This window comes from Porcincola intestinalis, from assembly GCF_009696445.1.
Lineage (GTDB): Bacteria > Bacillota > Clostridia > Lachnospirales > Lachnospiraceae > Porcincola > Porcincola intestinalis.
In genome coordinates, this window is sequence record NZ_VULZ01000006.1 from 162,339 (window position 1) to 187,405 (window position 25,067).

General features: G+C 53.4%; 25 protein-coding genes and 1 other RNA gene. 15 read left to right on the plus strand and 11 right to left on the minus strand.

Features of this window, described 5'->3' with window-relative positions; all coding sequences use genetic code 11:
* Window positions 1-8: 8 nt before the first annotated feature.
* The 6 genes from asd to FYJ35_RS07400 all read right to left on the minus strand — a co-directional run bounded on the left by asd (window position 9) and on the right by FYJ35_RS07400 (window position 5,446).
* Window positions 9-1,103 carry an aspartate-semialdehyde dehydrogenase gene (asd, locus tag FYJ35_RS07375; RefSeq protein WP_154525098.1) on the minus strand — a complete coding sequence of 365 codons (1,095 nt, stop codon included), beginning with the start codon at window positions 1,101-1,103 and terminating at the stop codon, window positions 9-11.
* Between the two features lie 135 nt (window positions 1,104-1,238).
* Window positions 1,239-2,639 carry an argininosuccinate lyase gene (argH, locus tag FYJ35_RS07380; protein WP_154525100.1) on the minus strand — a complete coding sequence of 467 codons (1,401 nt, stop codon included), beginning with the start codon at window positions 2,637-2,639 and terminating at the stop codon, window positions 1,239-1,241.
* 15 nt (window positions 2,640-2,654) lie between these two features.
* Window positions 2,655-3,308, minus strand: a complete 654-nt coding sequence (locus FYJ35_RS07385) for an epoxyqueuosine reductase QueH (protein ID WP_154525102.1) — start codon at window positions 3,306-3,308, stop codon at window positions 2,655-2,657.
* Window positions 3,309-3,311: 3 nt separating this feature from the next.
* Window positions 3,312-3,779: a dUTP diphosphatase gene (gene dut, locus FYJ35_RS07390; protein WP_330683414.1), complete on the minus strand. Its 468-nt coding sequence runs from the start codon at window positions 3,777-3,779 to the stop codon at window positions 3,312-3,314.
* A 105-nt stretch (window positions 3,780-3,884) separates the two neighbouring features.
* Window positions 3,885-4,748, minus strand: coding sequence for a YitT family protein (locus FYJ35_RS07395; protein ID WP_154525104.1), 864 nt, complete (start codon window positions 4,746-4,748; stop codon window positions 3,885-3,887).
* Between the two features lie 104 nt (window positions 4,749-4,852).
* The gene (locus tag FYJ35_RS07400; RefSeq protein ID WP_154525106.1) at window positions 4,853-5,446 is read right to left on the minus strand and encodes a TetR/AcrR family transcriptional regulator; all 594 of its coding nucleotides are present in this window, start codon (window positions 5,444-5,446) and stop codon (window positions 4,853-4,855) included.
* A 157-nt stretch (window positions 5,447-5,603) separates the two neighbouring features.
* Between FYJ35_RS07400 and FYJ35_RS07405 the strand changes: the two genes are divergently transcribed.
* The 6 genes from FYJ35_RS07405 to FYJ35_RS07430 all read left to right on the plus strand — a co-directional run bounded on the left by FYJ35_RS07405 (window position 5,604) and on the right by FYJ35_RS07430 (window position 13,173).
* Window positions 5,604-7,316 (plus strand): L-lactate permease, encoded by a 1,713-nt coding sequence (locus FYJ35_RS07405; RefSeq protein WP_154525108.1) that lies wholly within the window; start codon window positions 5,604-5,606, stop codon window positions 7,314-7,316.
* Between the two features lie 142 nt (window positions 7,317-7,458).
* A complete protein-coding gene (gene deoD / locus FYJ35_RS07410) occupies window positions 7,459-8,166 on the plus strand; it encodes a purine-nucleoside phosphorylase (RefSeq protein ID WP_154525110.1) in 708 nt (235 codons plus the stop codon).
* 178 nt (window positions 8,167-8,344) lie between these two features.
* On the plus strand, window positions 8,345-9,457 hold the full coding sequence (locus tag FYJ35_RS07415) for a BMP family ABC transporter substrate-binding protein (RefSeq protein WP_205839758.1): 1,113 nt from the start codon (window positions 8,345-8,347) through the stop codon (window positions 9,455-9,457).
* A 151-nt stretch (window positions 9,458-9,608) separates the two neighbouring features.
* A complete protein-coding gene (locus tag FYJ35_RS07420) occupies window positions 9,609-11,153 on the plus strand; it encodes an ABC transporter ATP-binding protein (protein ID WP_154525114.1) in 1,545 nt (514 codons plus the stop codon).
* On the plus strand, window positions 11,150-12,241 hold the full coding sequence (locus FYJ35_RS07425) for an ABC transporter permease (RefSeq protein WP_328597060.1): 1,092 nt from the start codon (window positions 11,150-11,152) through the stop codon (window positions 12,239-12,241). Before FYJ35_RS07420 ends, FYJ35_RS07425 begins: the two co-directional genes overlap by 4 nt.
* On the plus strand, window positions 12,238-13,173 hold the full coding sequence (locus FYJ35_RS07430; protein WP_154525116.1) for an ABC transporter permease: 936 nt from the start codon (window positions 12,238-12,240) through the stop codon (window positions 13,171-13,173). The genes FYJ35_RS07425 and FYJ35_RS07430 overlap by 4 nt, the downstream gene beginning before the upstream one ends.
* A 200-nt stretch (window positions 13,174-13,373) precedes the next feature.
* Here the strand turns inward: FYJ35_RS07430 and FYJ35_RS07435 are convergent, their stop codons facing one another.
* From FYJ35_RS07435 to FYJ35_RS07445, 3 genes are all read right to left on the minus strand, one after another.
* A complete protein-coding gene (locus FYJ35_RS07435; RefSeq protein WP_328597061.1) occupies window positions 13,374-14,315 on the minus strand; it encodes a PfkB family carbohydrate kinase in 942 nt (313 codons plus the stop codon).
* A 163-nt stretch (window positions 14,316-14,478) separates the two neighbouring features.
* Window positions 14,479-15,270, minus strand: coding sequence for an SDR family NAD(P)-dependent oxidoreductase (locus FYJ35_RS07440; protein ID WP_154525120.1), 792 nt, complete (start codon window positions 15,268-15,270; stop codon window positions 14,479-14,481).
* 109 nt (window positions 15,271-15,379) lie between these two features.
* Window positions 15,380-17,056, minus strand: a complete 1,677-nt coding sequence (locus FYJ35_RS07445) for a M3 family oligoendopeptidase (protein ID WP_154525122.1) — start codon at window positions 17,054-17,056, stop codon at window positions 15,380-15,382.
* 247 nt (window positions 17,057-17,303) lie between these two features.
* Here FYJ35_RS07445 and ssrS point away from each other — a divergent pair.
* The 8 genes from ssrS (at window position 17,304) to FYJ35_RS07480 (ending at window position 22,439) form a co-directional block, all read left to right on the plus strand.
* Window positions 17,304-17,489, plus strand: a non-coding RNA gene (ssrS, locus tag FYJ35_RS07450) — 6S RNA.
* A gap of 134 nt (window positions 17,490-17,623) precedes the next feature.
* The gene (queA, locus tag FYJ35_RS07455) at window positions 17,624-18,655 is read left to right on the plus strand and encodes a tRNA preQ1(34) S-adenosylmethionine ribosyltransferase-isomerase QueA (protein ID WP_154525163.1); all 1,032 of its coding nucleotides are present in this window, start codon (window positions 17,624-17,626) and stop codon (window positions 18,653-18,655) included.
* A gap of 382 nt (window positions 18,656-19,037) precedes the next feature.
* The gene (locus tag FYJ35_RS07460; RefSeq protein ID WP_205839760.1) at window positions 19,038-19,463 is read left to right on the plus strand and encodes a helix-turn-helix domain-containing protein; all 426 of its coding nucleotides are present in this window, start codon (window positions 19,038-19,040) and stop codon (window positions 19,461-19,463) included.
* The gene (locus FYJ35_RS07465; RefSeq protein ID WP_205839761.1) at window positions 19,450-20,061 is read left to right on the plus strand and encodes an ImmA/IrrE family metallo-endopeptidase; all 612 of its coding nucleotides are present in this window, start codon (window positions 19,450-19,452) and stop codon (window positions 20,059-20,061) included. The genes FYJ35_RS07460 and FYJ35_RS07465 overlap by 14 nt, the downstream gene beginning before the upstream one ends.
* A 27-nt stretch (window positions 20,062-20,088) precedes the next feature.
* On the plus strand, window positions 20,089-21,096 hold the full coding sequence (locus FYJ35_RS07470; RefSeq protein WP_331469181.1) for a Y-family DNA polymerase: 1,008 nt from the start codon (window positions 20,089-20,091) through the stop codon (window positions 21,094-21,096).
* A 78-nt stretch (window positions 21,097-21,174) separates the two neighbouring features.
* Window positions 21,175-21,486: a hypothetical protein gene (locus tag FYJ35_RS15385; RefSeq protein ID WP_331469182.1), complete on the plus strand. Its 312-nt coding sequence runs from the start codon at window positions 21,175-21,177 to the stop codon at window positions 21,484-21,486.
* Window positions 21,487-21,566: 80 nt separating this feature from the next.
* Window positions 21,567-21,794 carry a hypothetical protein gene (locus tag FYJ35_RS07475; RefSeq protein ID WP_154525128.1) on the plus strand — a complete coding sequence of 76 codons (228 nt, stop codon included), beginning with the start codon at window positions 21,567-21,569 and terminating at the stop codon, window positions 21,792-21,794.
* A gap of 6 nt (window positions 21,795-21,800) precedes the next feature.
* On the plus strand, window positions 21,801-22,439 hold the full coding sequence (locus FYJ35_RS07480; protein ID WP_154525130.1) for an SOS response-associated peptidase: 639 nt from the start codon (window positions 21,801-21,803) through the stop codon (window positions 22,437-22,439).
* A gap of 80 nt (window positions 22,440-22,519) precedes the next feature.
* Here the strand turns inward: FYJ35_RS07480 and vapC are convergent, their stop codons facing one another.
* Together vapC and vapB are read right to left on the minus strand one after the other, a co-directional pair.
* Window positions 22,520-22,918: a type II toxin-antitoxin system tRNA(fMet)-specific endonuclease VapC gene (vapC, locus tag FYJ35_RS07485; RefSeq protein ID WP_328597062.1), complete on the minus strand. Its 399-nt coding sequence runs from the start codon at window positions 22,916-22,918 to the stop codon at window positions 22,520-22,522.
* A gap of 2 nt (window positions 22,919-22,920) precedes the next feature.
* On the minus strand, window positions 22,921-23,154 hold the full coding sequence (gene vapB / locus FYJ35_RS07490; protein ID WP_154525134.1) for a type II toxin-antitoxin system antitoxin VapB: 234 nt from the start codon (window positions 23,152-23,154) through the stop codon (window positions 22,921-22,923).
* 360 nt (window positions 23,155-23,514) lie between these two features.
* Here vapB and FYJ35_RS07495 point away from each other — a divergent pair, with 360 nt between their 5' ends.
* Entirely contained in the window at window positions 23,515-24,903 is a 1,389-nt protein-coding gene (locus tag FYJ35_RS07495; RefSeq protein ID WP_154525136.1) for an MATE family efflux transporter, read from the plus strand.
* The last annotated feature ends 164 nt before the right edge of the window (window positions 24,904-25,067 follow it).

Here is a 25,067-nt window from a genome sequence, read left to right on the forward strand (position 1 = left end):
CTGATCTATTACTTGCGGGCGATGTAGCCGAGCGAGACAAGCGTCTCTGCACAAAGCACAGCGCCGCCGGCAGCTCCCCTCAGGGTATTGTGCGCCAGGCCGATGAACTTCCAGTCATAGACGGTATCCTCTCTCAGCCTGCCGATCGAGACACCCATCCCTTTCTCATAATCGACATCCAGCGCTACCTGCGGCCGGTTGTCCTCCTCCAGATACTGGATAAACTGCTTCGGTGCAGACGGAAGATGATGCTCCTGCGGATAGCCGGAAAAATGAACGAGCCGATCGATCAGCTCCTCTTTCGACGGATGCTTGCGCATCTTCAGGAAAACAGCCGCCGTGTGACCGTTCAGAACCGGCACGCGGACACACTGGCAGGTGATAACCGGTTCCTTTGCCGGGACGATGACGCCATCCTCAAGCCTGCCGAGGATCCGCAGCGGCTCCCGCTCGCTCTTCTCCTCCTCGCCGCCGATGTAAGGGATGATATTCCCGACCATCTCCGGCCAGTCTTTAAAGGTTTTTCCGACACCGGAGATTGCCTGATAAGTCGTGATGACAGCCTCATAGGGCTCATATTCCTTCCATGCAGCCAGAGCCGGCGCATAGGCCTGAATCGAACAGTTCGGCTTGACGGCGATGAAGCCTCTCGTGGTTCCGAGCCGTTTTCTCTGGAAGGGGATCACATCAAAATGGCTGAGATTGATCTCCGGGATGACCATCGGGACATCCGGCGTCCAGCGATGCGCGCTGTTGTTGGAGACGACAGGTGTTTCCGTCTTCGCATACGCCTCCTCGATCTTCCGGATCTCATCCTTCGTCATATCGACGGCCGAAAAGACCATATCGACCTGTCCTGCGACAGACTCGACATCCGAAACATTCATGACCTTCATGTTCCGGACAGTCTCCGGCATCGGCGTATCCATCTTCCATCTTCCGCCGACTGCCTCCTCATATGTCCTGCCTGCACTTCTGGCAGAAGCCGCGAGGACTTCGATCTGGAAATACGGATGATCCGAAAGAAGCGTTACAAAGCGCTGTCCGACCATGCCGGTCGCTCCGAGAATTCCAACCCTGAGTTTTTCCATCTTCATCTCCATTCCGCCGCCCTCCGGGCAGCATCATCTTTGCTTCCAAACGGTTTTTAAAACTCTAAACCGAATTGTTCATGCTGTCAAGGCTGAGGAGCGGATGCTCCCCGCAGCGTGCCTGCCGAAGGAATCAGCGGCCGCCCGTCAGTCCTCCAGGCTGTCGTCCGCATCTCCCGAAAGATACGCGCGGCAAGCAGCGATCTCCCTGTCCATCGAGCGGGCAGACGGCGCACCCTCCGTCAGGCGTTTTTCCACGCAGGTTCTCAGACTGATGGCCTCGTAGATATCTGTATCAAACCGGTCAGAGAACTGTCTGAATTCCTCCAGTGACAGGTCGTCCAGCGCCTTTTTATGATCGATGCAGTACAGGACCATCCGGCCGATGATCCCGTGCGCATCGCGGAACGGCACGCCCTTCTCCACCAGATAGTCTGCCGCATCCGTTGCATTTGTAAATCCATGCTTTGCGGAAGCTTCCATCACATCCGGGCGGAACTGACAGGTGCGGATCATGTCGTCGAACAGCGGGATCTCGATCTTCAGCGTATCAATCGCGTCGAAGGTCAGCTCCTTGTCCTCCTGCATGTCCTTGTCATATGCCAGCGGGATGCCTTTCATAGTTGTCAGGAGAGAGACGAGGGCTGCATATACGCGGCCCGTCTTTCCGCGGACGAGCTCCGCGATATCCGGATTCTTTTTCTGCGGCATGATCGACGAGCCCGTGGAATAGGCGTCATCCAGCTCCACGAATCGGTACTCGTTGCTGTTCCAGATGATGATCTCCTCAGAGAACCGGGACAGGTGCATCTGGCAGATCGCCAGCGCATCCAGGAACTCGATCAGGTAATCTCTGTCAGACACGCCATCCATCGAGTTCCGGCAGGGCCCGTCAAAGCCAAGCTCTCTGGCCGTGAAGTTCCGGTCAAGCGGGTAGGTTGTTCCGGCCAGTGCGCCGGAACCAAGCGGACACAGATCCATCCGCTCCCGAATGTCCGAAAGCCGCTCGCGGTCACGGCGGAACATCTCAAAGTAGGCGGCCATGTGATGGGCAAGCGTGACCGGCTGCGCCTTCTGAAGATGCGTGAATCCCGGCATGAAGGTCTCCTTGTTGGCCTCCATCACGGAGAGCAGCGTCTGCAGAAAATGTCTGAGCAGTCCGCTGATTTCCCCGATTTCGTCCCGGATGTACATCTTCATATCCAGGGCGACCTGGTCGTTCCGGGAACGCCCTGTGTGCAGCTTCTTTCCGGCGTCGCCGATCCGGTCAATCAGGTTTGCCTCCACAAAGCTGTGGATATCCTCATAAGCATCCGAGAACGCGAGCCTTCCGTTTTCGATGTCCTCCAGAATGCCGGAGAGCCCGTCCACAATCTGCCTCATCTCGTCGTCTGTCAGGATGCCCTGCTTTCCGAGCATCGTGGCGTGAACGATGCTGCCCCGGATATCCTGCCGGTAGAGTCTTCTGTCATATGGAAGGGAATCATTGAACTTCTTTACCAGATCATCCTGCTGTTTTGTGAATCTTCCGCCCCAAAGCTGTGCCATTGAGATGCTCCTTTCTCAGACGCCTGCCTGTCTTTTTTCCCGCTCGCGCTGAGCTTTTGAATACACACAGCCGCAGAAATCCTGCCTGTACAGCTGGTGCTCCTGCGACAGCTGTACAGACCGCAGATAGCCATTTTTCTTTTTAAAGTCGGACGGCAGGTGCCGGACACCGTATTCAGCCTCCAGTTCCTGCCCGATCTCGTTGATCTTTTCCGCGTTTTTCAGCGGAGAGATGGAAAGAGTTGTCGTGAAATAATCGTAGCCGCCCGCAGCCGCCAGCTTCGCTGCCTCCTCCATCCGGAGTCTGTAGCAGATGAAGCACCGCTCTCCGCCCTCCGGGAGAGACTCCAGTCCCTTCACCGCACGGTGAAAGATGGAGGGGTCATACCAGCCCGGAAGAAAATCAATCGGATAGCGCGGCTTCATCTCGGAAATGAGACGCATCAGCTCTTCTTCCCGGAAGCGGTACTCTTCCTTCGGCTCGATATTCGGATTGTAGAAGAAGTCCGTAATCTGAAAATAATCGCTCAGGTATTCAAGGACATAGCTTGAACACGGAGCGCAGCAGCTGTGAAGAAAGAGCCTTGGCGGCTTTCTCCCGGCCTCATTGTCTGCTTCAATGTGCTTCAGCAGGGCGTCCAGCTGCTTCTGGTAATTGATCCGGTTCATCTCTCAAGCCTTCCCGGTGTGGCCGAATCCGCCGTCTCCGCGGCCTGTCTCATCGAGCGTCTCGGCTTCCTCAAATTCAGGCGCAAGATACGGAAGAATCAGAAGCTGCGCGATGCGCTCTCCCCGCTCGATGACCCGGCTCTGGGACGAGTCGTTGTAGAGGGCTACCTTGACCTCACCCCTGTAGTCGGAATCAACGACGCCGACACAGTTCGACGGCCGCAGCCCTTCCTTCACCGAGAGCCCGGAGCGTGCAAAGATTCCGCCGAAATAACCGGACGGAACGGCCATCGAAAGACCTGTCCCGATCAGCTTTGTCTCGCCCGGCGCCAGCTCAATGCGTTCCTCATCCATGCAGGCGCGAAGATCCGCCCCCGCAGCCTCCGCGGAACCGCGCGCCGGAAGAACAGCGTCCTCCCTGAGTTTTCTGACTGCAATCCTCATATCCATTTCTCCCAAATTCTTTTTCACAGTCCCCGGCCTTCTGCCCTGCACAGGGAAGGCCTGCAAACATGCTGTGACATCTTTTTGTTCATAGAGCTGCCTTGTCCTTCACAGGGAAGAACTGCATTGGTCTCAGGCGGACAGGCGCTTTTCAAACTCGCCAAACACACTTGTCCTGGGGTTGCTGAAGATAAACGCAGCCGGGTCGATTGTCTCCGCTTCCTTTTCAAGAAGCCCCAACTCGTATTCGGAGAGAACCGCCACGACAACCTTGCAGGGCTTCCCCGACCAGGCGCCCTTCGCGTCGATCACCGTAGCGCCGCGGTCCAGCTTCACATTGATGAACTGTATGAAGGCCTCATTGTGTTCCGAGATGACGTTGACCGTCACAAGGTTGTTCTGCATGTGATACCGGTCAATCATGATGGAGGCAAATGCCTCCGCCACCAGGCTGTAGACGGCTGTCTGAAGCGAATACCGCAGACCCGCAAACAGATAGACGCAGGCATTGACAGCCAGATTGACGCGGCCCACCGACAGCTTCCGGTATTTTTCCGTGAGCATCATCCCAAGCAGGTCCGTTCCGCCGGAGGACCCGAACCCCCGGAAGGTGATCGAGGTGCCGATCCCCTCCAGGCACCCTCCGACCACCGCCATCGCAAAGACGTTGTCAAGTACCATATGATCCGGAATCGGAATAAAATTCATGAACAGCGTTTCCACAAGGACAATCAGGAATGTGAACGCAATCGAGGCTTTCCCGAGGATCTTCAGCCCGATCAGAAAGAGCGGAACATCCAGGCAGAAATACACAATCGGCTGCAGATTCATCCGGATATGGAAGACAGACGCAAGCCCGCCGGCCACCAGCTGGGAGATCCCGACAAACCCACTGGAATACATATGAGCCGGGACGATGAATGTATTGAACGCGATGCAGTAGATGAGTGAGCCCATCAGACAAAGCATCAGATTTTTCGGAGTCAGATGTTTCATAATATCAGAACCTGGCTTTCATGATGCACAAGAAATCAGCAGCGGCGCAGGGGGCGCCGAATGCATTGTATCCCGCCCATCTTAACGCAGATGCCCTTCCACGGTCAACACGGGAGATCGGGCTGCGGATTCTGCAGAATATGCTGAACGCCTGTAAATGCGATCTTCGACACGCTGTTTGAAAGCTCCTCCAGGGAGCAGGGAATCTTCCCCTGCATCCAGTCTCGGTAAGCGGCGCCCGCCCCGCCGACAAAGAACCGCACCTGAATGCGGAGATCGCTCACCGGAAGGGAGGAATGTCTTGCATAGATTTCTGTCAGGACATCGACCGCGGTGTCCTGCGCCGTATTCCAGAAAAAATCAAGGTCCGGGCTGCAGGTCACCATCTTCAGAAAATCAAGATTCTCGGAGACGAGCGAGACGGCTTCCCTCGTGAATATCTGCCTGTCAAATCTCAGCGAGAAAAAGCTCCTGAGCGTCAGGCGTTTCAGAATATCCTTCGTCTTTGCCTCCGTAAACTCGCGAATCAGATCCTGGACAGATGTATAGTGGAGGTAAAAGGTTTTCCGGTCAATATCCGCCTCGCGCGTGATCTCCGCGACTGTGATCTTCTCGGTTCTCTTTTTCTCCAGAAGCTTGAAGTACGCCTCCTGGATGGCTTTCTTTGTCTTTCTGACTCTTCTGTCCGTCTGAATCATGCTGTCCACTTCTCCCCAGTTTGCCTGAATCTGTAGAATAAATCCCGCCTTCGGAATTTCTGGCCATTGAAAGAGCACTCTTACGCGTGAATAATACCACATGTGTGGATATTTGCACAGTAATCCATTCTGATATGATCAGGGGAGGGTGAAGTATATGAAGACAGCTCAGATCGTCTACATTCTGGCCGCGTCAGCGCCGTTTCTGACCGCGCTGATCCTGATGGCCTTTTTCAATTTCTCATCCGGGAAGGCACTTGTGATTTCTTATCTGATGGCTGTCTTTTCGGCTCTTTTTCTATGGAGGATGGACATTGACAGTATCGCCTCCGCAAGCCTGTACGGTGGACTGAAGGCCCTTGATCTTCTGCTGATCATCGGCGGAGCAATCCTCCTGCTCAATGTGCTCAGGGAAACCGGCCTGATGACCGTCATCTCCAGTGTCTTTCAGCGGATCAGCCCGGACAGACGGGTGCAGGCGCTGATCATCGGGTATCTGTTCGGCGCTTTCATCGAGGGAGCGGCCGGCTATGGCACACCGGCTGCAATTGCCGCGCCTCTTCTCGTCGGCCTGGGGTTTCCTCCTGTTGCAGCCTGCTCGGTCGCGCTCATATCCAACAGCACCCCTGTCCCATTCGCCGCTGCGGGAACCCCTATGAACAGTGTGATGGCGAATCTGGAAACGCAGCTGCGCCAAAGTGGCGGCACAGTCGCGCTCATGACACGCCAGACGACGATGAAGACCGTGCTCTATCTCGGCATAGCCGGCATTCTGGTCCCGGTGATGGTTGTCGTCGTTCTTGTGCTGTCCTGCTCCATGCACAGAAGGCTGGCCTCCATTCTGGAAATGCTTCCGTTCTGCGTCTTTTCCGGACTTGTGTTTATCATTCCCTACATGCTACTCGGCTGGTTTGCCGGACCTGAATTCTGCTCGATTGCAGCCGGGGCGTTCGGAATGGCAGCCGCAGCCCTGGCTGCCCGCAGACAGTTTCTGACGCCTCTGTATGTGTGGACGTTCGAAGAAAGCGAGCCTGCCTCAAAACCGGCCTCAAGTTTTCGCAGTACACGTTCCAGCCAGCAAGGCCTGCAGAGAGCAGGGCACCTGACCGGCCAGCCAGGCCTTCAGAGAACAGAGCGCCTGACCATCCGGAAGGCCTTTCTCGCCTGGCTGCCGTACATGGTGATTGGCGCTGTCCTCCTCCTGACGCGGATTCCGACCTTCGGTCTTCGGAAGCTGCTTTCCTCCTTCGCTTTTACAATACGCCATGTTGGCGGAAACGCAGATCTGGACTATCGGTTCGCACCTCTCTATAACCCTGGCATCCTTCCGTTCCTTGCAACAGCCCTGGGGACAATCTTCGCCTGTCGGAGAAAACTGAGAAGGTCTGCCACTGACCGCATCTTCTCGGGTACCGGAAGACAGCTTTTGAAAATTGCGGTGCCGCTTGTCTGCGGGATGTCGATGGTTCAGATTATGACCGGATCCTCGGACAACGCGGCAGGGCTTCCCGGAATGCTGACGCTGATCTCACTCGCTCTTGTACATCTGTTCGGAACGGCATTCCCGGTGCTTTCTCCGGCGCTTGGCGTTTTCGGAGCATTCGTTTCCGGCTCCTGCACAGTTTCCGGCATTCTGTTCGGACCGCTTCAGTATGAAACAGCGCTGGCCCTGAAGCTTTCAGCATCCTCGATCCTTGGTCTTCAGATGGCCGGCGGAGCGATTGGGAATATGATCTGCATCCACAATGTTGTGGCTGTCTCCTCCACAGCTGGCGTGACCGGGAAAGAAGGAGCGATCATCCGGAAAAACCTTCTGCCCTGCGCGGTCTACACCGCTGCCGTTCTACTTGTCTACGTCCTGCTGTCCTGATCAGACTTCTCTTTTACATGTAATTTGTGTGATTCTGACATATTTTTATTCGTGCATCCTTTCTGTATGGTTGATTCTGTTTATAAGTATGCTATAATTTAAACAACTTTACCAATAACATTCACAAAGGAGGCATGATCGTATGTCTACTCCCCACAATAGTGCTGCACCAGGTGATATCGCCGAGTCGATTCTGCTCCCGGGTGATCCGCTTCGAGCAAAGTACATCGCAGATCATTTTCTGGAGAGCCCGGTTCAGTTCAACGCTGTGCGCAATATTCTGGGCTATACCGGCACATTCGAAGGGAAAAAGGTTTCCGTCATGGCAACCGGGATGGGCATCCCGTCGATCGGAATCTACACCTACGAGCTGATTCATTTCTACGGTGTGAAGAACCTCATCCGGATCGGCTCCTGCGGCGCGATGCAGCCGGACCTGAAGCTCGGCGACATCGTGATGGCGGAGGGGGCCTGCACGGACAGCAACTATGGCGCGCATTTCAACCTGCCGACTCAGTTCTGCGCGGTGGCATCTTTCCCGCTTCTGAGGCGGGCCGTCGAGGTTGCGGATAAGGAAAAGATCCGGTATCAGGTCGGTCTGGTCAATTCCACCGATGTCTTTTATCGGAAGAATGATCCGTGGAAGGCGATGGCGGAGATGGGTGTTCTGGCCAGCGAGATGGAAAGCTATGCCCTCTACTGCAATGCTGCAGAGGGACATGCGAATGCCCTGGCGATGTTCACCGTTTCCGACTCCATGGTGACCGGTGAATCGATGTCCGCCCAGGACAGACAGACAAGCTTCCGGGATATGATGAAGGTCGCGCTGAGAACAGCCGTATCTGTATGAGCCCCGGTCCCACTGATAAGCCGTGCCGGCGTGAACATTCCGCATGGACGCTCCTGCCGGCTGTGACTTATACAAGCTGTACCGCTTCTTTCTAAGAAGAGGCGGCGTCCCATCATGTACTGTCCCGCCTGACAGGCGGCGCACACAGTTTCGTCTCATATATAAAGGAGGAACGGATATGAGAAAAGCAAACAAAGTATGGTTAGCAGCGGTTCTCGGAGGAACGCTTGCGGTCACTTCCGCAGCGGCTGCCTTCGCCGGCGAGACCGAGGCATCCACAGAATCTTCGACAGAGGCAACGGCTGACTTTACAGGTTCCGGAAAAGTCGCATATGTCTGCACAGGGCTCGGCGACATGTCCTTCAATGACTCCGGCGAGGTCGGCATGAATGTCCTCCGTGCAGCGGGCTACGATGTCAATACCATCGAGACCGGTGAGGATGCCTCCACCTACGACCAGCTGATCCAGAATGCTCTGGAAGACGGATGCGACTACATGGTTGTCTCCTCCACCTATCAGGACAATGTCGAGGCGATCGCGGATCAGTACCCGGATACCAAGTTCATCCTCTTCGATATCAACTCCGATTCCGAGGTTGCGGCGGACAATATGCTTTACATCTACTTCAAGCAGAATGAGTCCTCCTACCTGGGCGGAATCGTTGCAGCCGGCCTCTCCAAGACGGGTGCGATCGGTGCTGTCGGCGGTGTCGAGAACCCGGTCATCAAGGATTTCATCACCGGATACATCGATGGCGCACAGGCGCAGAACCCGGATATCAAGGTCTCGACCGCATGGGTCGGCGACTGGTCCAACTCCGCAAAGATGAAGGAGCTGTGCGAAACCCAGAACTCTGCAAAGGGTGTTGATGTCTTCTTCCCGATCGCAGGCGGCGCAGGAACCGGTGCCTTCGAGGCGGCAAATGAAGTCGGCGACATCTGGACCCTCGGTGTAGACTCCGACCAGTACAAGGCATTTGAGAAGGATAACCCGGACTACGCGAATGTCATCGCGACATCTGTCACAAAGGAAGTCGGCACCATGCTGGTCAATGTATTCAAGAACATCGACGACGCGAAGTGGGGGACACTTGAGGCGATGGGCGTCAAGGAAGGCGCTGTCGGCATCGCGGACAATGACTACTATGAGAAGGTTGTTCCGCAGGATATCAAGGACGCAGTCAAGAAGGCTGAGGCAGGCATCGCGGACGGCAGCATCACACCGAAGTCCTACTTCGACTTTGCTTCCGATGACGAGTATCAGTCTCTGATCGACTCTGTCAATCCATAACACAGCAGTCGCAGTCAGAACACAGTAGATAAACAACAGATCAAGCGTATCAGGGCGGGACGATGGCGCTCCATCTCCCGCCCATTTCACATCAGATCAGGTAGGCTCAGGCAAGCCGTCTTTTGAGGCTGTCTCAGATGAGGAGATTTGCATGGAAGCCCTGAAAATGGAAAATATCACGAAGATCTATCCCAATGGCTTCGTGGCAAATAAAGGAATCACTTTCTCTGTCCAGGAGGGAGAGATCCACGCGCTTGTCGGTGAGAATGGTGCCGGCAAGACAACCCTCATGAAAGTGCTGTTCGGTATGGAGCAGCCGCAGGAGGGCAGAATTTATGTTGAGGGAAAGCAGGTTAAAATCACCTCTCCCCTTGATGCAATCGCAAAGGGCGTCGGTATGGTGCACCAGCACTTTATGCTCGTGCCGTCGATGACGGTCGCCCAGAATGTGACGCTCGGAATCGAGCCCAGAAAGCACGGGCTTGTGGATAACGAAGCCTGCGTGAAGATGACGCAGCAGCTTTCAGACAAGTATCAGTTTGGCCTCGATGCCACCGCAACTGTCAGCGAGCTCTCCGTCGGCCTGATGCAGAAGGTTGAGATTCTCAAGGCGCTTGCAAGAGGCGCGAAGGTCCTGATACTCGATGAGCCGACGGCGGTCCTGACTCCGCAGGAGACGAAGGAGCTGTTCGAGCAGCTGAAGCTTCTGAAAAAGAGCGGGCATTCTGTCATCTTCATATCCCATAAGCTGGAGGAAGTCATGGAGCTGTGCGACAACGTCACGATCCTGCGTCACGGCTACTGCAATGGCTCCTATCCCATCTCTGAGCTTGATGAACGCAAGCTTTCCCGCCTGATGGTTGGCAGAGATGTCATTCTGAAAATTGAGAAACCGGATCCGAAGCCCGGAAAGCCGGTCCTCGAGGTGAAAAATCTTGAGAAGCTCTCCGATGAAGGAAAGGTTGTGCTTGACCATATCTCCTTCACCATCAGAGAAGGTGAAGTCCTCGGAATCGCCGGCGTTGAGGGCAACGGACAAAACTATCTCTCCGACTGCATCTCCGGCATGCAGAAATATGACGGCGGCGATGTTCTGCTGAATGGAAAGAGCATCTCCGGCAGAAGGATCAGCGACATCCGGAGAAGCGGCATGAGCCACATCCCCGAAGACCGCATGACGGTCGGCTGCGTCAGCACGATGTCCATCATGGACAATGTGATGGCGGACCGCTTTGACCGTCCAGAGAATATGAAAGGAATTTTCCTGGATCAGCAGAAGGCCATCGCCCAGACGGACGCCCTGATCAAGGAATTCGAGATTTCCTGTGATGACCGTTCCGAGGAGATTCGGCTGCTCTCAGGCGGAAACATCCAGAAGGTTGTCGTTGCACGTGAGTTCACGTCGGGAGCGAATTTCGTTCTAGCAAACCAGCCGACCCGCGGCGTCGACGTTGGTACCGCGGAGATGATCCGCAAGTACCTTGTCCGGCAGGTCCGTGAAAAACAGATCGCTTCTCTTCTGATCTCAGCCGACCTGAACGAAGTTCTGGAAGTCAGCGACCGACTCCTCGTCATCAGACAGGGAAAGATTGTGGCCGCATTTTCAAAGGCATCCATGGTATCCGAGGACGAGCTCGGCGAGTACATGCTCGGTATCAAGACCATGACGCCGGATGAGATGGAGGGGCTGCTGTGAATAAGACAAAGAGAATTGAGAATACCTTCGATGTGGTCAGAATTCTGATCGCCATCCTGCTGGCTTACCTGATCGCGCTGATCATTCTGGCACTGATTTCAGACGACCCCTGGAACGTCATTTCTCTGTTCATCATCGGGCCGTTCAACTCCAAAAAGCACGTAGGCGACATCTTCACGCTGATGATTCCGCTGGTCTTCACCGGTCTTTGCATGTGCTATGTATATGCGATCAACAAGTTCAACCTCGCCGGAGAAGGCGCGGTCAATCTTGGCGGCTGCCTGGCGGCCTGTGTTGCGATCGCACTCAGAGATACCGCTGTTCCAGGATGGATCGCAATCATTCTCTGCATCATCGTTGGCGCGCTTGCCGGCATGCTTTCGACTGCCATCCCGGCGATCGCGGATCAAGTTTTCCACGCGGATGTCTGCGTCATCTCCCTGATGCTGAACTACATCCTGCTGTACTTCACAACGTACATCCTGAAGAATGTCATCAAGGACCAGGGCGCTTCCGTCACCGCCTCCTACAAGCTGGGCAGGAAGGTCAAGCTGGCAAACCTGATTCCGGGGACGCAGATCCATATCGGTCTTCTGATCGCTCTGGCCTGCGTGGTCTTTGTGGCCATCCTGTTCTACAAGATGCCCTTTGGCTATAAGATGCGCGCCGTCGGCGTCAATCCATCGTTTGCAAGGTACATCGGAATCCCGGTCGGCTCCACCATCATCCTGTCGCAGGTCATCGGCGGTGCATTTGCAGGAATGGGCGGCTCTGTCCAGATTCTCGGAATGTTCCCGCGCTACAAATGGGAAAGCCTGACGGGCTACGGCTTTGACGGTCTGATGATCGCGGTGCTTGCAAGGAAGAATCCGGTTCTTGTCCCGCTCTCCGCGTTTCTGATCGCCTATATCCGCACAGGTGCAAGCCTGGTTGCGACCAAGACGCAGATTCCGCCGGAATTTGTCTCGATTATCCAGGGGATCATCATCGTCCTGGTTGCCGCTGAGATGTTCCTGTCCGGCTGGAAGAAGAGGCTCATCTTCAGCGCAGCGAAGAAGAGTCTGAAAGAAAAGGAGGCGAAGGCATGAGCGCACTGCGAATCGGTTCATTTTTATATTCTGTGCTGAGGCTTTCCACTCCTCTGATCTTTGCAGCACTGTCCGCAGCGATCTGTGAGAAGGCCGGACTGTTCAATATGGCGGCGGAGTCCATGATGCTCTGGGGCGCCCTGATTGGTGTCATGGTCAACGGCTGGACCGGAAGTGTCTGGCTTGGATTCCTCGGAGGCTGCTGCGCTGGCGTTGTCACAGGCCTGCTGATCGCCCTGGCGACCGTCAAGGGAAAGGCCGATCTGATGCTTGCGCAGATCGCGATCAACCTTGCCTCGGGCGGCGGAACAATCTTTATGCTCTATGTCGTGACAGGTGACAAGTCCACCTCTGCCATGACCATCAAGTCTCAGTCTCTTCCGAAGATCGCGCTTCCGTTCTTAAAGAACGTCCCGATCATCGGAAGGATGCTCAACAACCAGAATCTGCTGACCTACGGGGCAATTCTTGCCGCCATTCTCCTGATGATCTTCATCAAGAGATCCCGCACCGGCGTCCATATCCGGGCGGTCGGGGAAAATCCGAACGCGGCTGAATCAGTCGGAATTTCCGTCTCAAGGACGTACTTCCTGACCTGGGCAATCTCCGGACTGCTTGGCGGGATCGGCGGCGTGTTCATGTCGATGGGCTACACCTCGGCATTCACCAAGAATATGGTTGCCGGACGCGGATACATCGGTCTGTGCGCGTCCTCCATGGTGCGCGGCAACCCGATCGGCGCGATGCTGTGCGCGATGGTGTTCGGTGTGTCCGATGCCATTGCAAACCAGCTCCAGCTGACCAACGCGCCGGTTGACCTGGTCATGATGCTCCCCTATGCCGTCACAATCATCGTTCTGATCATCATCTCCGTGATCAAGATCCGGACCCATGTCAGAAAGATCAAAAACAAGGCATCGCAGGTCGTCTGACGTCAGGCTTACAAAATGCCGCTTTTGATACGGCTATTCAAACATGCAAACAGACAGAAAGCAGAGAAAGACCAGCCGGGCAGCCCCCGGCTGGTCTTTCTCTGTCTCTGTACTCCTTATACAGCATTGCTTCTGGTCCGGCTTCTGGTCCGTGTTCTGCTGCAGCAGCCGGAGGAAGCAGTATTTGACAACCCTTTGTCTCAGCCTGCCGACGTCACACCGCCCTCTGTCTGAATCAGATGAAGCCGTTCAAACTGCTCATCTGACAGCAGGGCGCCGTCTGTACAGACCACCTCCGCCGAGACGCGGTTTGCCAACCTGACCGCCTTCTCGAACGAAAAGCCAAGCTTGCGAAGGGCGATGATGCTGCCGATATGGCTGTCCCCCGCTCCAATGGCATCTCCGCCGTGCTCATCCGGAAGCGGAACAGCCGGAATCAGCTCGTAGTTTCCATCCGGATAGGACAGATAACAGCCCTTCGATCCCAGTGTGATGATGGCGAGGTTTCCTGTCTGATCGGTCAGCCTGCTCCCTGCCTCATGCAGGGTATCCGCTCCGGTAAATCTTGACGCCTCATCCAGGTTGAGGTGCAGAATCGGACGCAGCGCCAGCAGCCTGTTCATCTTTTCTTTCGGGATGCTGCAGATCCGGGCGCTCGGCGCAAAGAAGATCGTATATTCCGGATGACGCTCCAGATACTCAATCATGTTGATGCCCGTCGGCTCCTCGACTTCCAGTCCGCACAGATAGACCGTGTCGATCTGTGAAGCGTCCAGCTGGTCAAACCACCCCGGCTGAAAGCGGTACTCTGCCCCATGGTAGCAGATAAAGGTGCGCTCTCCGTCCGGCTCCACCAGACAATAGCAACAGCCGTTCTCCTCCGCCGGAGACGGGGCCTCTGAGACAATGCCACGCTCCTTCAGTCTTGCCCGGACAAAATCCCCATATACGCCGGTTCCAACCGGATAAAATGGAATAAACGGAACACCAAAGTGTCTCAGGCAGTCCGATACATTGTAGGCACAGCCGCCGAGCGACATATCCTGCCCGTATACATTAATGTCTTCCCCTCTCTTCGGCAGATGATCGACATGGATGACAACATCCACCACTGCCGAGCCCGCTACAAGTACCTTTTTCACACGCGCCTTCCTTTCCAGCCTTATCCAATCATTTCATTCTGATTTTATGCGATGCGGCTCCGGACAGCTGCCGGATATCGCTCCTGTTTTATGTTCCAGCCGTACCTCACAGGCCATGTCTTAAAGGCCCTGTCTCACGGGCTCAAGGCCCCGTCTCACGGGCTCAGATTCTCCGGATCAGCGCCCAGATCCCGGCCATCAGTTCATTCGGAATGATTTTGCCGAAGATCCTGTGGAGCGTACACACAGGCCCCGGTGTCGACACCGCAAACCGGTTGATTGTATCAGCCATAGACCATCTGGCGACGGTTGTCCGCCTCGAGGCCGGCTCAAAATGACGGATATAGGAATGTGAATCCGTTTTCTGCGCAACCGGTATGAACTCTGTATCCTTGATCCAATAAGGACAGACAGCCGTGACGGAAATTCTCCGCTTGAGCAGTTCCACCCTTAGTGCTCTCGAGTACCGGTATAAAAACGACTTTGACGCACAATAGATCCCAAGGTACTGAAAGGAGGAGAAGGCTGCAGTCGAGCAGACATTCAGGATCCGTGCCCCTTCGTTCATATATGGAATGGACAGCTGGCACATGAGAACGGGCGCCCTGCAGTTCAGATCAACCATGCGTCCGGCATCCTGTTCTGATATATCTGCATAGCTTCCGATTTTTCCAAAGCCGGCGGCATTGATCAGAAAAGCGATGTCCGGCCTCTCCGACTCATAAAGCTGCCTGATTTCTGACTCAAAGGACGGGCTGGTCAGATCAAGCGGGATCACCCTCAGCGGGATCCTGACGTCCCTCTGGAGGGCCTCCAGCCTGTCCCTTCTGCGCGCGATCACCCAAATCTCATCCAGCTTCTCCTCCGGATGCGCGGCCAGGCGCTCATCCAGCAGCTTTACATACTCTCTCCCGAGGCCGCTGGAAGCCCCGGTGACAACTGCGATTCTTTTCAACCTTTCACCTCAGTCGTAAATTTTCCTGTCTCTGCAGCCGATTTCTGGGCGTGCCCCTCAGGCACAATGAGAATGACAGCAAAAGCACAGTCCCATGACCGTCCGCCTTTTACAGATTCATTCGGTCTGTGAGCTGTCTGACAACGCTCTTCAGGCATCCGTCCTCGAACGGGTTCACAAGCCCTGCTTCCTTCACCAGCCCCGGGAAGAAATCCGAAGCGGACAGCCTGCACAGCTTCAGATAACTGCTCCAGGCACTCTTGTAATCCCTGTCCATCCAGACCTTGTACTGAAGTGCATCCGTCTGAGCGATACAGTAGTCGATGTAGTACAGCGGACAATCATAGATATGATGCTGCTTCTGCCAGAAGCCGCCCTGCTCATAGTAGTCATTCCCGGAATAATCCAGGTGAGGCTTGTACTGCCGCTCCAGGTCCCGCCAGACCTCGTTGCGGGTCTTCGGGTCAAGAGACGGATCGTCGTAAATGATATCCTGGAACTCGTCGACCATCGTCCCGTACGGGATAAAGCAGCAGCTATCCTCAAAGTGCATGTCCACATAGTCCTTCGCGCGCGCTCCGAAGAACAGATTCATCCAGGGCTCGGTGAAGAATTCCATCGACATGGAGTGCGTTTCAGCCGTCTCCATCGTGATATCCGCATGCTCTCGGATCGGATCATCGGCGACAATCCAGCCCTGGAAGGCATGTCCGCACTCATGCGTGATGACATCCGCATCCCCGGAGGTTCCGTTGAAGTTTGCGAAGATGAATGGAGCCTTGTAGTCCGGCAGGTACGTCATGTAGCCTCCGGTCTTCTTTGTCCTGCGCCCGATTACGTCAAACAGATGATTGTCGCACATGAAGTCCATGAACTTTCCGGTCTCCGGTGACAGCTCACGGTACATCTTCCGTCCGGCTTCCAGGATCTCTTCCGGTGTACCGATCGGCGCCGGATTCCCGTTCTGAAAGTAGACTCCCTCGTCCTCAAAGTGAAGGCTGCAGAGGCCGAGGCGCTGTCTGCGTCTTTCATGGAGCCGCTCTGCAAATGGGACAAAATCCCTCTTCACCTGCCTGCGGAACTCTGCTATATCACTCCGTGTGTAGCAGTTGCGCATCATGCGGCAGTATCCGAGACCGAGATAGTTCTTATATCCCATCTGTTCCGCCTGTTTCGTGCGGCACTTCACCAGCTTGTCGTAGAAGTCGTCCAATTCCTCCTTGTGAGCAGAGAAAAAGGCGGAGTACTTCTTCCATGCCTCCACACGCACTGCCCTGTCCGGACTGTGCAGATACGGGTTCATCAGGGAAAGGTTCAGAGTCTCGCCATTCCAGTCAATCTTCGCGGTTGCCAGAAGCTGGTTGTAGCCGCTCTGGAGCTTATTCTCCTCCTGCATCAGCGGCAGAATCTTCTCGTCCACCGACTTCATCGCGAGTTCGATGTTCTTGAACGCAACCTTGCCGATCTTCTCCTCCAGGTACGGTCTGAACTTCGAATGGAAAAGCATCTTCTGATAACGGACGTTCAGGTTCTGGATGTCCGGCATCACGGCATCATAAAAATCCTGCCCTCCCTTATAAAATTCATCTGTCATATCGATATCATGCCGGATCTCCGCCAGTGTCGATTCTGTCATGATATGGCCGATTATCTTATAATAGTCTTGATGGACCGCAAACTGCTTCTCTCCGCTGTCCGCCTCCGTAAAACGCTTCTCCAGATCCGCAAAATCCTTTCTTACAGCTTCCATGTCGATGCGGCTGTACGGCATCTCCTCGAATTTCATTCCTGCCTCCGTTCTCTTCTCACTGTCAGACTCTTTTCTGTCCATGATAATACGTCGAAACCGCATTATCAAGCCGTTCGCCCGGGATTCAGCCCCCCGCTCTGTCCGGGATCCAAAGTCCGCTCTGCCCGGGCAAAGCACCCGGCTGATCTGCGCCAGAATCATTTTCCGGATGCTGCCGACATGGTTGACATCTCAAAAAGCCAGTGTCATAATGTTCTCAGACAAACACAGCAAACACAGAAATCTTATCCTGGGGTGTGCGGCAGTTCCATCTATTTTTGAACCTACATTGACGTGAAAGGGTTCCCTATGATTGCCGTGCGGATGTCAGGCCTCCTTGCAGAGGAAGGCTGAAGTACGGCTGCGGTTACCCACCTTGGCTTGTGAGCTAGGGAGTCAAAAAGTGGGACACCGGCATTCTGGGGGTTGAGATCAAAGGGGGACGTGGTGACACGTCCCTTTTCATTGAGTTTGCAAGACGTTGTTCGTGCGGCCTGACTGTGCCGGCGATGCAGTTAAAGGTATGTCCGGGACAAGAGCCCCGTGAAGGGAGAATGTATGCAGCTGAAGACAAGCGACTTTTATTATGACCTTCCGAAGGAACTGATTGCACAGGATCCGCTCACGGACCGTGCCGCTTCCCGGCTGATGGTTCTGGACAAGAAAACCGGCGAGGTGGAGCACCATATCTTCCGGGATGTCATCAACTACCTGAACCCGGGCGACTGCCTTGTCATCAACAACACAAAGGTGATTCCCGCACGGCTGATCGGAACAAAGGTTGATACAGGCGCCAGCATCGAGGTTCTTCTGCTGAGGCGTCTCAAGGACCGTGAATCAACCTGGGAGACGCTGGTCCGCCCTGGAAAAAAGTGCAAGGTCGGGACGAAAATATCGTTCGGAGAGGGTCTTCTGACCGGCGAGGTTGTGGACGTTGTCGAGGACGGCAACCGCTATATCCGCTTCAGCTATGATGGCATCTTCGAGGAGATTCTGGACAAGCTCGGGCAGATGCCGCTCCCGCCCTACATCACCCACACGCTCCAGGATCGCTCCTATTACAATACCGTGTATGCAAAGTTCGATGGATCTGCGGCTGCGCCGACAGCCGGGCTTCATTTCACAAAGGAGCTGCTGAAAGAGATCCAGGACAAGGGCGTCGGCATCGCGCAGCTCACGCTGCACGTCGGACTCGGCACCTTCCGTCCCGTCAAGGTCGACAACATCGAAGAGCATCACATGCATGTCGAACACTGCATGATCAACGAAGCCACGGCTAAGCTGATCAATGACACGAAGAAAAACGGCGGACGGATCATCGCAGTCGGAACGACCTCCTGCCGGACGCTGGAGTCCATGGCGCAGGATGACGGAACCGTCCGTTCCGGAGAGATGGACACGGGAATTTTCATATATCCCGGGTACAAATTCAAGATAATGGATGCGCTGATCACGAATTTCCACCTGCCTGAATCGACACTGATCATGCTTGTCTCCGCTCTTGCCGGCAGGGAAAATATCCTGAACGCTTACAAAATCGCTGTCCAAGAGCGCTACCGCTTCTTCTCATTCGGGGACGCGATGCTGATCCAATGATGCGCGTGCGGCATCGCACGTGTTCACTTCGAGCCATCCGGGCCTTCCGGATGGCTCTTTTCTTCTCCACGATCTGTCTTTCTTCTCATTCACTCTTCATCTCCCTATTGACATTCACCTTCCATTCATGCTATTTATATGCATATAAAACATGTGACTCGCATTTGCATGCTGCTATTTATCACATGACACCGTCAGTACGTACCGGCATCCTGCCAGGGGCATTCGCTGCCGGGATCATTCAATCATGTCAGTGTACAAGTACAGTATATACAGAACAATATGCACAAGACAATGTATACAAAGCAATATGTACAGGACAATATGTGCAAGGCAATGTGTACAGTATAAACAGTGTAATCAGAAAGGTGGAACTCAGGATATGACATTTGCAGAAAAGCTGAGGAAAGCGCGGCAGGATGCCGGTATGACACAGAAAGACCTCTCTCAGAAGAGTCACGTAGCAATTCGCAACATAGCAAGCTATGAGCTGGGGGAGCATCTTCCCCGGAAGAATGAGACATATGACGCTCTTGCCGATGCACTTGGTGTAACGGCAGATTCCTTGAAGGATGGGAATTCCGATTTCATCCTCAAGGCAAAGAAGCAATACGGCGGCAGAGGAAGCAGACAGGCCGAGGCGCTGATCAACTCTTTCCGTGTTGCAGCCGCAGGCGGCGAACTCGATGATAACGACCTCGACTTTATAAAAGATGCCATGATGGAGACATACTGGGAAGCCAAGAAGTACAATCAGCGGTTCAGAAACAAAAGATATGCAAAGGACAAGAAGGATGATGGCGAGTAAGCATGGAAAAAAACCGACTCTTGATTCCCCTGAGCAGCTCGTCCTGTGGGCGGGAACAAGAGATCCGTTCAAGATTGCAGAGAAACTCGAAATCCCGGTCATTCATAAAAACCACCCGGAGTCTGGGCTTCCCGGGCTCACATGCCTGATGAGCAGCAGACCTGCAATCTTTATAAATGATGCCTATTTTGACAACCTCATGCGAAAGAACCCTCACTACACAGAGGAGATTATGAACGATGATATGGCACAGGTAGCTGCCCATGAGCTTGGCCACGCCTGCCTTCACCGGAAGGAATTAAAGACTGCTCCCATCAGGGAATACCAGATTTTCGATGTGCATACCACCATGGAAGCTGAAGCCAACGAATTCGCCGCCGGGATCCGCATCGACAAGGAGAAACTGCTCTCTCTTCTGAATTCTGATTACACGCTTCTGCAGGTGGCGGCCGCCATGCATGTGAATGTCAACCTGCTCATATACAGAATCGAGATGCTCCGGAAAGAAAGGCACTCTTTTCATGAGCTCCCCTATCTTCCCAAGAATAACTTCATGGGGCATATCGTTGGTTCCGGATCATCAGAGTGGAATGTCTGATACCTGATGGAGGAGCTCCTTCCGATTATGAAGAAAATTTATATTGCCATCGACATGAAGTCTTTCTACGCCTCTGTGGAGTGTGCTGCAAGAGGATACGACCCGCTGAAGGCACGGCTCCTTGTGGCAGACGAATCACGGTCGGATCAGACGATCTGTCTTGCAGTTTCCCCTGCACTGAAAGCGATTGGCGTGCCGGGAAGGCCCCGGCTCTTCGAAGCGAAAAGAGCGATAAAAGACTACGAACGGCAGCACCACACAAAGATTGACTATGAAATCGCTGTTCCCCGAATGGCTCTCTACGAGAGGATCAGCGCCCAGATTTATTCTGTCATCCTCCGCTATGCGGCACCTGAGGATGTACATGTTTACAGCATTGATGAGTGCTTCATCGATGCAACACCATATCTGCACTTCTACACCCCCGAGGCAGGAAGAACAGGCAGGCACCCTGCACATATCATGGCGATGACGATTATCCGGGATATATTAAAGACCACCGGCATCACAGCCACCGTCGGCATCGGAACCAACCTCTACCTTGCAAAAGTTGCCATGGACATTGTCGCAAAGCACTCTCCTGCCGACGAAAACGGCGTCCGGATTGCCGAGCTGAACGAGGACAGTTATCAGTACCTTCTCTGGGACCACCGTCCTCTCACAGACTTCTGGATGATCGGTCCCGGAAAAGCCAGGACACTCGAACGGAATTACCTCTTCACAATGGGGGATATCGCGGAGCGTGCAGAATGGAACGAAGAATGGTTTTATAAGATATTCGGAATTGACGGTGAACTTCTGATTGACCACGCCTTCGGAATAGAGCCGGTCACCATGTGGGATATCAAGCATTACCACTCCGATTCCTCTTCTCTCTCGAAGGGGCAGGTCCTTCCAAGACCATACAGGTATGGGGAAGCGCGGAACGTCCTCCGAGAGATGATCGAGGTGCTCTGCTCCGATATGTTCGCTCACAATACTGTTGCAAGAAGCTTCAGCTGGTGGGTATCCTATGATTACAAGAGTCTTGAATAATGGCCGAATTATGAAGGTCCCGTTGTCCCTGACTTTTACGGACGCCTTCACCCGAAGCATCACAACGGAGCAGTGAGAATGCGCGAAAAAACAAACAGCTTTCAAGCTGTGGTCGGCGCAGTTCTCTCCTCTTTCGATCAGAAAACCGACCACCATCTGCTGTACCGGCGGCTCGGCGTCTGCGCAGACAAAGTGGCCTCTGATGACGGCTGCTTCCAGCTGGATCTTTTTACCGATTACAGCGCGCTGGCGAAAGAAAGAAGGCTTCAGGGAGCCATGTCGCAGGTACGCCAGAAATACGGAATGAACGCTGTTTTCAAGGGAAATAACCTGCTCAAAGGCGCCAACCAGCTGGAACGGAACCGGCAGATCGGCGGTCATAGAGCCTGATTCTTTCTACTGATTCTCTCCGCTGCTTTTCGATTCTCCCTCACATCCATCATAAAAAGCGGGCGGCGAAAGGAAACGATATGGTTACAAACAACACAGTCGGAGCGATGGAAATGCCAGCCGGTTTTAAATATGAGAAAACGCACCTGATGGGACGTCCTCGACACGAAAAATACAGCGATTTCTGGCGAAAACATATTCCGATGGATCCTGCACACCGTGCGAAGCAGTTCGCACCGTTTGATGCACTGGACGGCTTTGATGAAGCAATTGCAGAAAAAGAAATGGAAGTCTATGAGAGGAAGTGACACAGGATGTGTACGCGTTATTATGTAGAGCTGTCGCCGGAGCTCCGACCATATGTCGAGGCAGCCAGCCGCACACCGCTGAAAGCAAAGATGGTCAGCGTGCTCGGCAAGAAGTTCAAGGCGGAGGGAGAAATCCGTCCGACAGACATGGCAGCCGTAATCGCGCCGGGCAGGGATGGAAAACAGGCAGTATTTCCCATGGTGTGGGGATATCACATCACCGGAATCGACCATCCGGTCGTGAACGCCAGAGTCGAATCCGCGAAAGATAAAACATCCTTTGCGGTTGACTGGGCCCGTCATCGCTGCATTGTGCCTGCGTCCTATTACTTTGAATGGGAACATATAAAGCGTCCGGACGGGACCGTAAAAACCGGCCAGAAATATGCAATTCAGCCGCGAAATGCCACCGTGACCTATCTCGCCGGACTGTACCGGATTGAGGAAGAACGCGGGCTGAAGTACCCGGTATTCACCGTCCTCACAAGAGAACCGGGCGAGATCCTTTCAAAAATCCACAACCGGATGCCGGTGATTCTTCCGGAAGACGCAATCGGCGACTGGATAAAACCGGATGCCGACCCCGGAAGGATTGTGTCTGAAGCTCTGACAGACATGGACATGGTAGTAGAGACTGCAAGATGAAGACAACATTCATTCTATACAATCAATCCCCTTAATTTGTCCACAGATTCTTTGCTTTTTACGATTCTGTTACAGGTTCCTTATGTCCAGTTATCGAGCTTCAGTCCCGGCACTCTTGCAAACTCTTTTGTATTATTTGTCACCACAGTCAGATCCAATGCCCTCGCGTGTGCAGCGATCAGCATGTCATTTGGACCGATTGCTGTGCCTTTCTTTTCAAGCCCTGACCGGATGTCGCCATATTCCACAGCAGCATCTTCTTCAAACGGAAGCACGGCAATGTTGGACAGAAACGAGGCAAGTGCCAGCTGGTTTTTCTCCGGTTTGCTACTCTTGCTGATCCCATACTGCATTTCTGCAAGCGTGATCGCCGAGATACAGAACTCTGCCGGGTCGTACTGCTGAAAGTGTTCGAGGACAGATTCTGGTTTATGCCTGATGATATAAATCACCATGTTGGTATCGAGCATGAACCTGATTGTCATAATGCTTCTCTCTCCTCTGTCTTAAGATCCCCGCGGCCATCTTTCATGAAATCGTCCGTGAACATATCAAGCGACTGGAGCAGGCCTGCCCATCTGTTTTCTTTCGGGACGAGTATCACAATTTTTCCAATGCGGTTCACATCCACTTCATCCGTATCAAATCTGAAATCTTTCGGAAGCCTGACTGCCTGGCTCCCTCCGTTTGTAAATACTTTTGCTGTTTCTACCATACCCATCACCTCCTGTTACTTTAAGTATATACATAAATATATACTTTTCAAGATGTGAATCAAGATGATACGACATGCCCGGTGACTAAAATTGCCGTATCCATCTGCCTGTCTTTTTTTATGGTATCAGCGATGCAGAAAAATTCTCCTTTCGTAATCTCGCCCAGCGCCCGACGTGCATTAATATTTGCTGTTTTGATTACAAGACATCATATGGTCTAAGAATCTTAATAACTTGATTTTTTTTAGATTCATTTATAACATCTGGGAATTCACTATATTCTGTGTTAAAATAAATAGTTCGCGCCATCAATTCATAAAATGGATCGGCGATAAAAAGAAAGAGGGAGTACTTTTCATATGGAACAAAAAGAGATGAATGCCCAAACTTGCAATAAGATGGGTGTCATGCCCATCCGGAAGCTGATCGTCAACATGTCCGTTCCCATGATGATTTCCATGCTGGTGCAGGCCCTCTACAACATCGTGGATTCCATCTTTGTCGCGAAGATCAGCGAGAATGCACTGACAGCGGTTACGCTTGCTTTCCCCATGCAGAATCTCATGATCTCGGTAGGGGCCGGCACCGGCGTTGGCATTAACGCTCTTTTGTCCCGGGCGCTCGGGGCCAGAGAATTTGACAAATCAGACAAGGCGGCGAACAACGGCATCTTTCTGGCCTTCCTTAGCTTTGTCGTCTCCGCAATTCTCGGACTGACAATCACCGGGTCCTTTATCAGGAGTCAGACATCCTCAGCGGATATTATTCAATACGGCGATGCCTATCTCGGTATTGTGATGACGCTCTCCTTCGGACTTTTCATGCAGGTCACCTTTGAGCGGCTGCTGCAGTCCACCGGAAGAACCATGCTGAGCATGATTTCGCAGCTGACCGGTGCGATCATCAATATTTTCCTTGATCCGGTTATGATCTTCGGCCTGTTGGGCTGCCCGAAACTTGGAGTGGCCGGCGCTGCATACGCGACAGTCATCGGTCAGACTGTTGCATCGGTTCTTGGATTTATGATGAACTTGAAATTAAACCGCGAGATCCATATCAGCGCCGGAGCCATTCTTCATCCGGACATAAAGATCATCGGCAGAATCTATTATGTCGGCATACCATCAATCCTGATGATGAGCATCGGTTCAGTCATGACCTACCTGATGGATCTGATCCTAATCGCCTTCTCGACGACAGCGACGGCTGTTTTCGGTGTGTATTTTAAGCTCCAGAGCTTTTTCTTTATGCCGGTATTCGGCCTTAACAACGGTCTGATCCCGATCCTGGCTTTCAACTATGGAGCCAAACACAAACGGAGAATCAACAAAGCCCTTAAATATGCCATGTTGCTTGCGATCTGCGTGATGCTCTGCGGTACAGCCACCTTCGAGCTGATTCCCGACAGACTTCTCGATCTTTTCAGCGCTTCTCCGGAAATGAAACAAACGGGTGTTGTCGCGCTTCGAACGATCGCCATCCATTTCCCGATTGCAGCTATGGGCATCGTCATGAGCTCCATCTTCCAGGCATTTTCAAAGAGCTTCTATTCTCTCTTTGTCTCCCTTGGAAGGCAGCTTGTCATCCTGATCCCGTCCGCCTGGCTTCTCTCAAAGACCGAAAACGTCAACAACGTCTGGTGGTGCTTCTTCATTGCGGAAATCGCTTCCTTCATTCTATCACTGATCTTCTTCCGGAAGGTCTATCAAAGTGACGTTTCGCCCATTCCGGATGACGGAGTAGAATGATCACGACTGATAAATACCATAAAAAACCGGAACACCATTGCTGTGCTACCCGTCAAGAGGACAGTGAATAATTAAAAAGTTTTGTGCCGCCAGTCGAATGATCGACTGGCGGTATTCTTATGCCGCTACATAATAGTTCTCATGGTATTCAACAGGGGTCATGA

What these genes read in the sequence shown, in the direction of transcription:
- FYJ35_RS07420 (WP_154525114.1), top strand. Translation starts at nt 9,609, where the DNA reads ATGGAAGCCCTGAAAATGGAAAATATCACGAAGATCTATCCCAATGGC.
- FYJ35_RS07445 (WP_154525122.1), bottom strand. Translation starts at nt 17,056, where the DNA reads ATGAAATTCGAGGAGATGCCGTACAGCCGCATCGACATGGAAGCTGTA.
- FYJ35_RS15385 (WP_331469182.1), top strand. Translation starts at nt 21,175, where the DNA reads ATGCGCGAAAAAACAAACAGCTTTCAAGCTGTGGTCGGCGCAGTTCTC.
- deoD (WP_154525110.1), top strand. Translation starts at nt 7,459, where the DNA reads ATGTCTACTCCCCACAATAGTGCTGCACCAGGTGATATCGCCGAGTCG.
- asd (WP_154525098.1), bottom strand. Translation starts at nt 1,103, where the DNA reads ATGGAGATGAAGATGGAAAAACTCAGGGTTGGAATTCTCGGAGCGACC.
- FYJ35_RS07430 (WP_154525116.1), top strand. Translation starts at nt 12,238, where the DNA reads ATGAGCGCACTGCGAATCGGTTCATTTTTATATTCTGTGCTGAGGCTT.
- FYJ35_RS07470 (WP_331469181.1), top strand. Translation starts at nt 20,089, where the DNA reads ATGAAGAAAATTTATATTGCCATCGACATGAAGTCTTTCTACGCCTCT.
- FYJ35_RS07480 (WP_154525130.1), top strand. Translation starts at nt 21,801, where the DNA reads ATGTGTACGCGTTATTATGTAGAGCTGTCGCCGGAGCTCCGACCATAT.
- FYJ35_RS07415 (WP_205839758.1), top strand. Translation starts at nt 8,345, where the DNA reads ATGAGAAAAGCAAACAAAGTATGGTTAGCAGCGGTTCTCGGAGGAACG.
- FYJ35_RS07400 (WP_154525106.1), bottom strand. Translation starts at nt 5,446, where the DNA reads ATGATTCAGACGGACAGAAGAGTCAGAAAGACAAAGAAAGCCATCCAG.
- vapB (WP_154525134.1), bottom strand. Translation starts at nt 23,154, where the DNA reads ATGGTAGAAACAGCAAAAGTATTTACAAACGGAGGGAGCCAGGCAGTC.
- FYJ35_RS07405 (WP_154525108.1), top strand. Translation starts at nt 5,604, where the DNA reads ATGAAGACAGCTCAGATCGTCTACATTCTGGCCGCGTCAGCGCCGTTT.
- FYJ35_RS07475 (WP_154525128.1), top strand. Translation starts at nt 21,567, where the DNA reads ATGGTTACAAACAACACAGTCGGAGCGATGGAAATGCCAGCCGGTTTT.
- FYJ35_RS07385 (WP_154525102.1), bottom strand. Translation starts at nt 3,308, where the DNA reads ATGAACCGGATCAATTACCAGAAGCAGCTGGACGCCCTGCTGAAGCAC.
- FYJ35_RS07495 (WP_154525136.1), top strand. Translation starts at nt 23,515, where the DNA reads ATGGAACAAAAAGAGATGAATGCCCAAACTTGCAATAAGATGGGTGTC.
- argH (WP_154525100.1), bottom strand. Translation starts at nt 2,639, where the DNA reads ATGGCACAGCTTTGGGGCGGAAGATTCACAAAACAGCAGGATGATCTG.
- FYJ35_RS07460 (WP_205839760.1), top strand. Translation starts at nt 19,038, where the DNA reads ATGACATTTGCAGAAAAGCTGAGGAAAGCGCGGCAGGATGCCGGTATG.
- FYJ35_RS07395 (WP_154525104.1), bottom strand. Translation starts at nt 4,748, where the DNA reads ATGAAACATCTGACTCCGAAAAATCTGATGCTTTGTCTGATGGGCTCA.
- FYJ35_RS07465 (WP_205839761.1), top strand. Translation starts at nt 19,450, where the DNA reads ATGATGGCGAGTAAGCATGGAAAAAAACCGACTCTTGATTCCCCTGAG.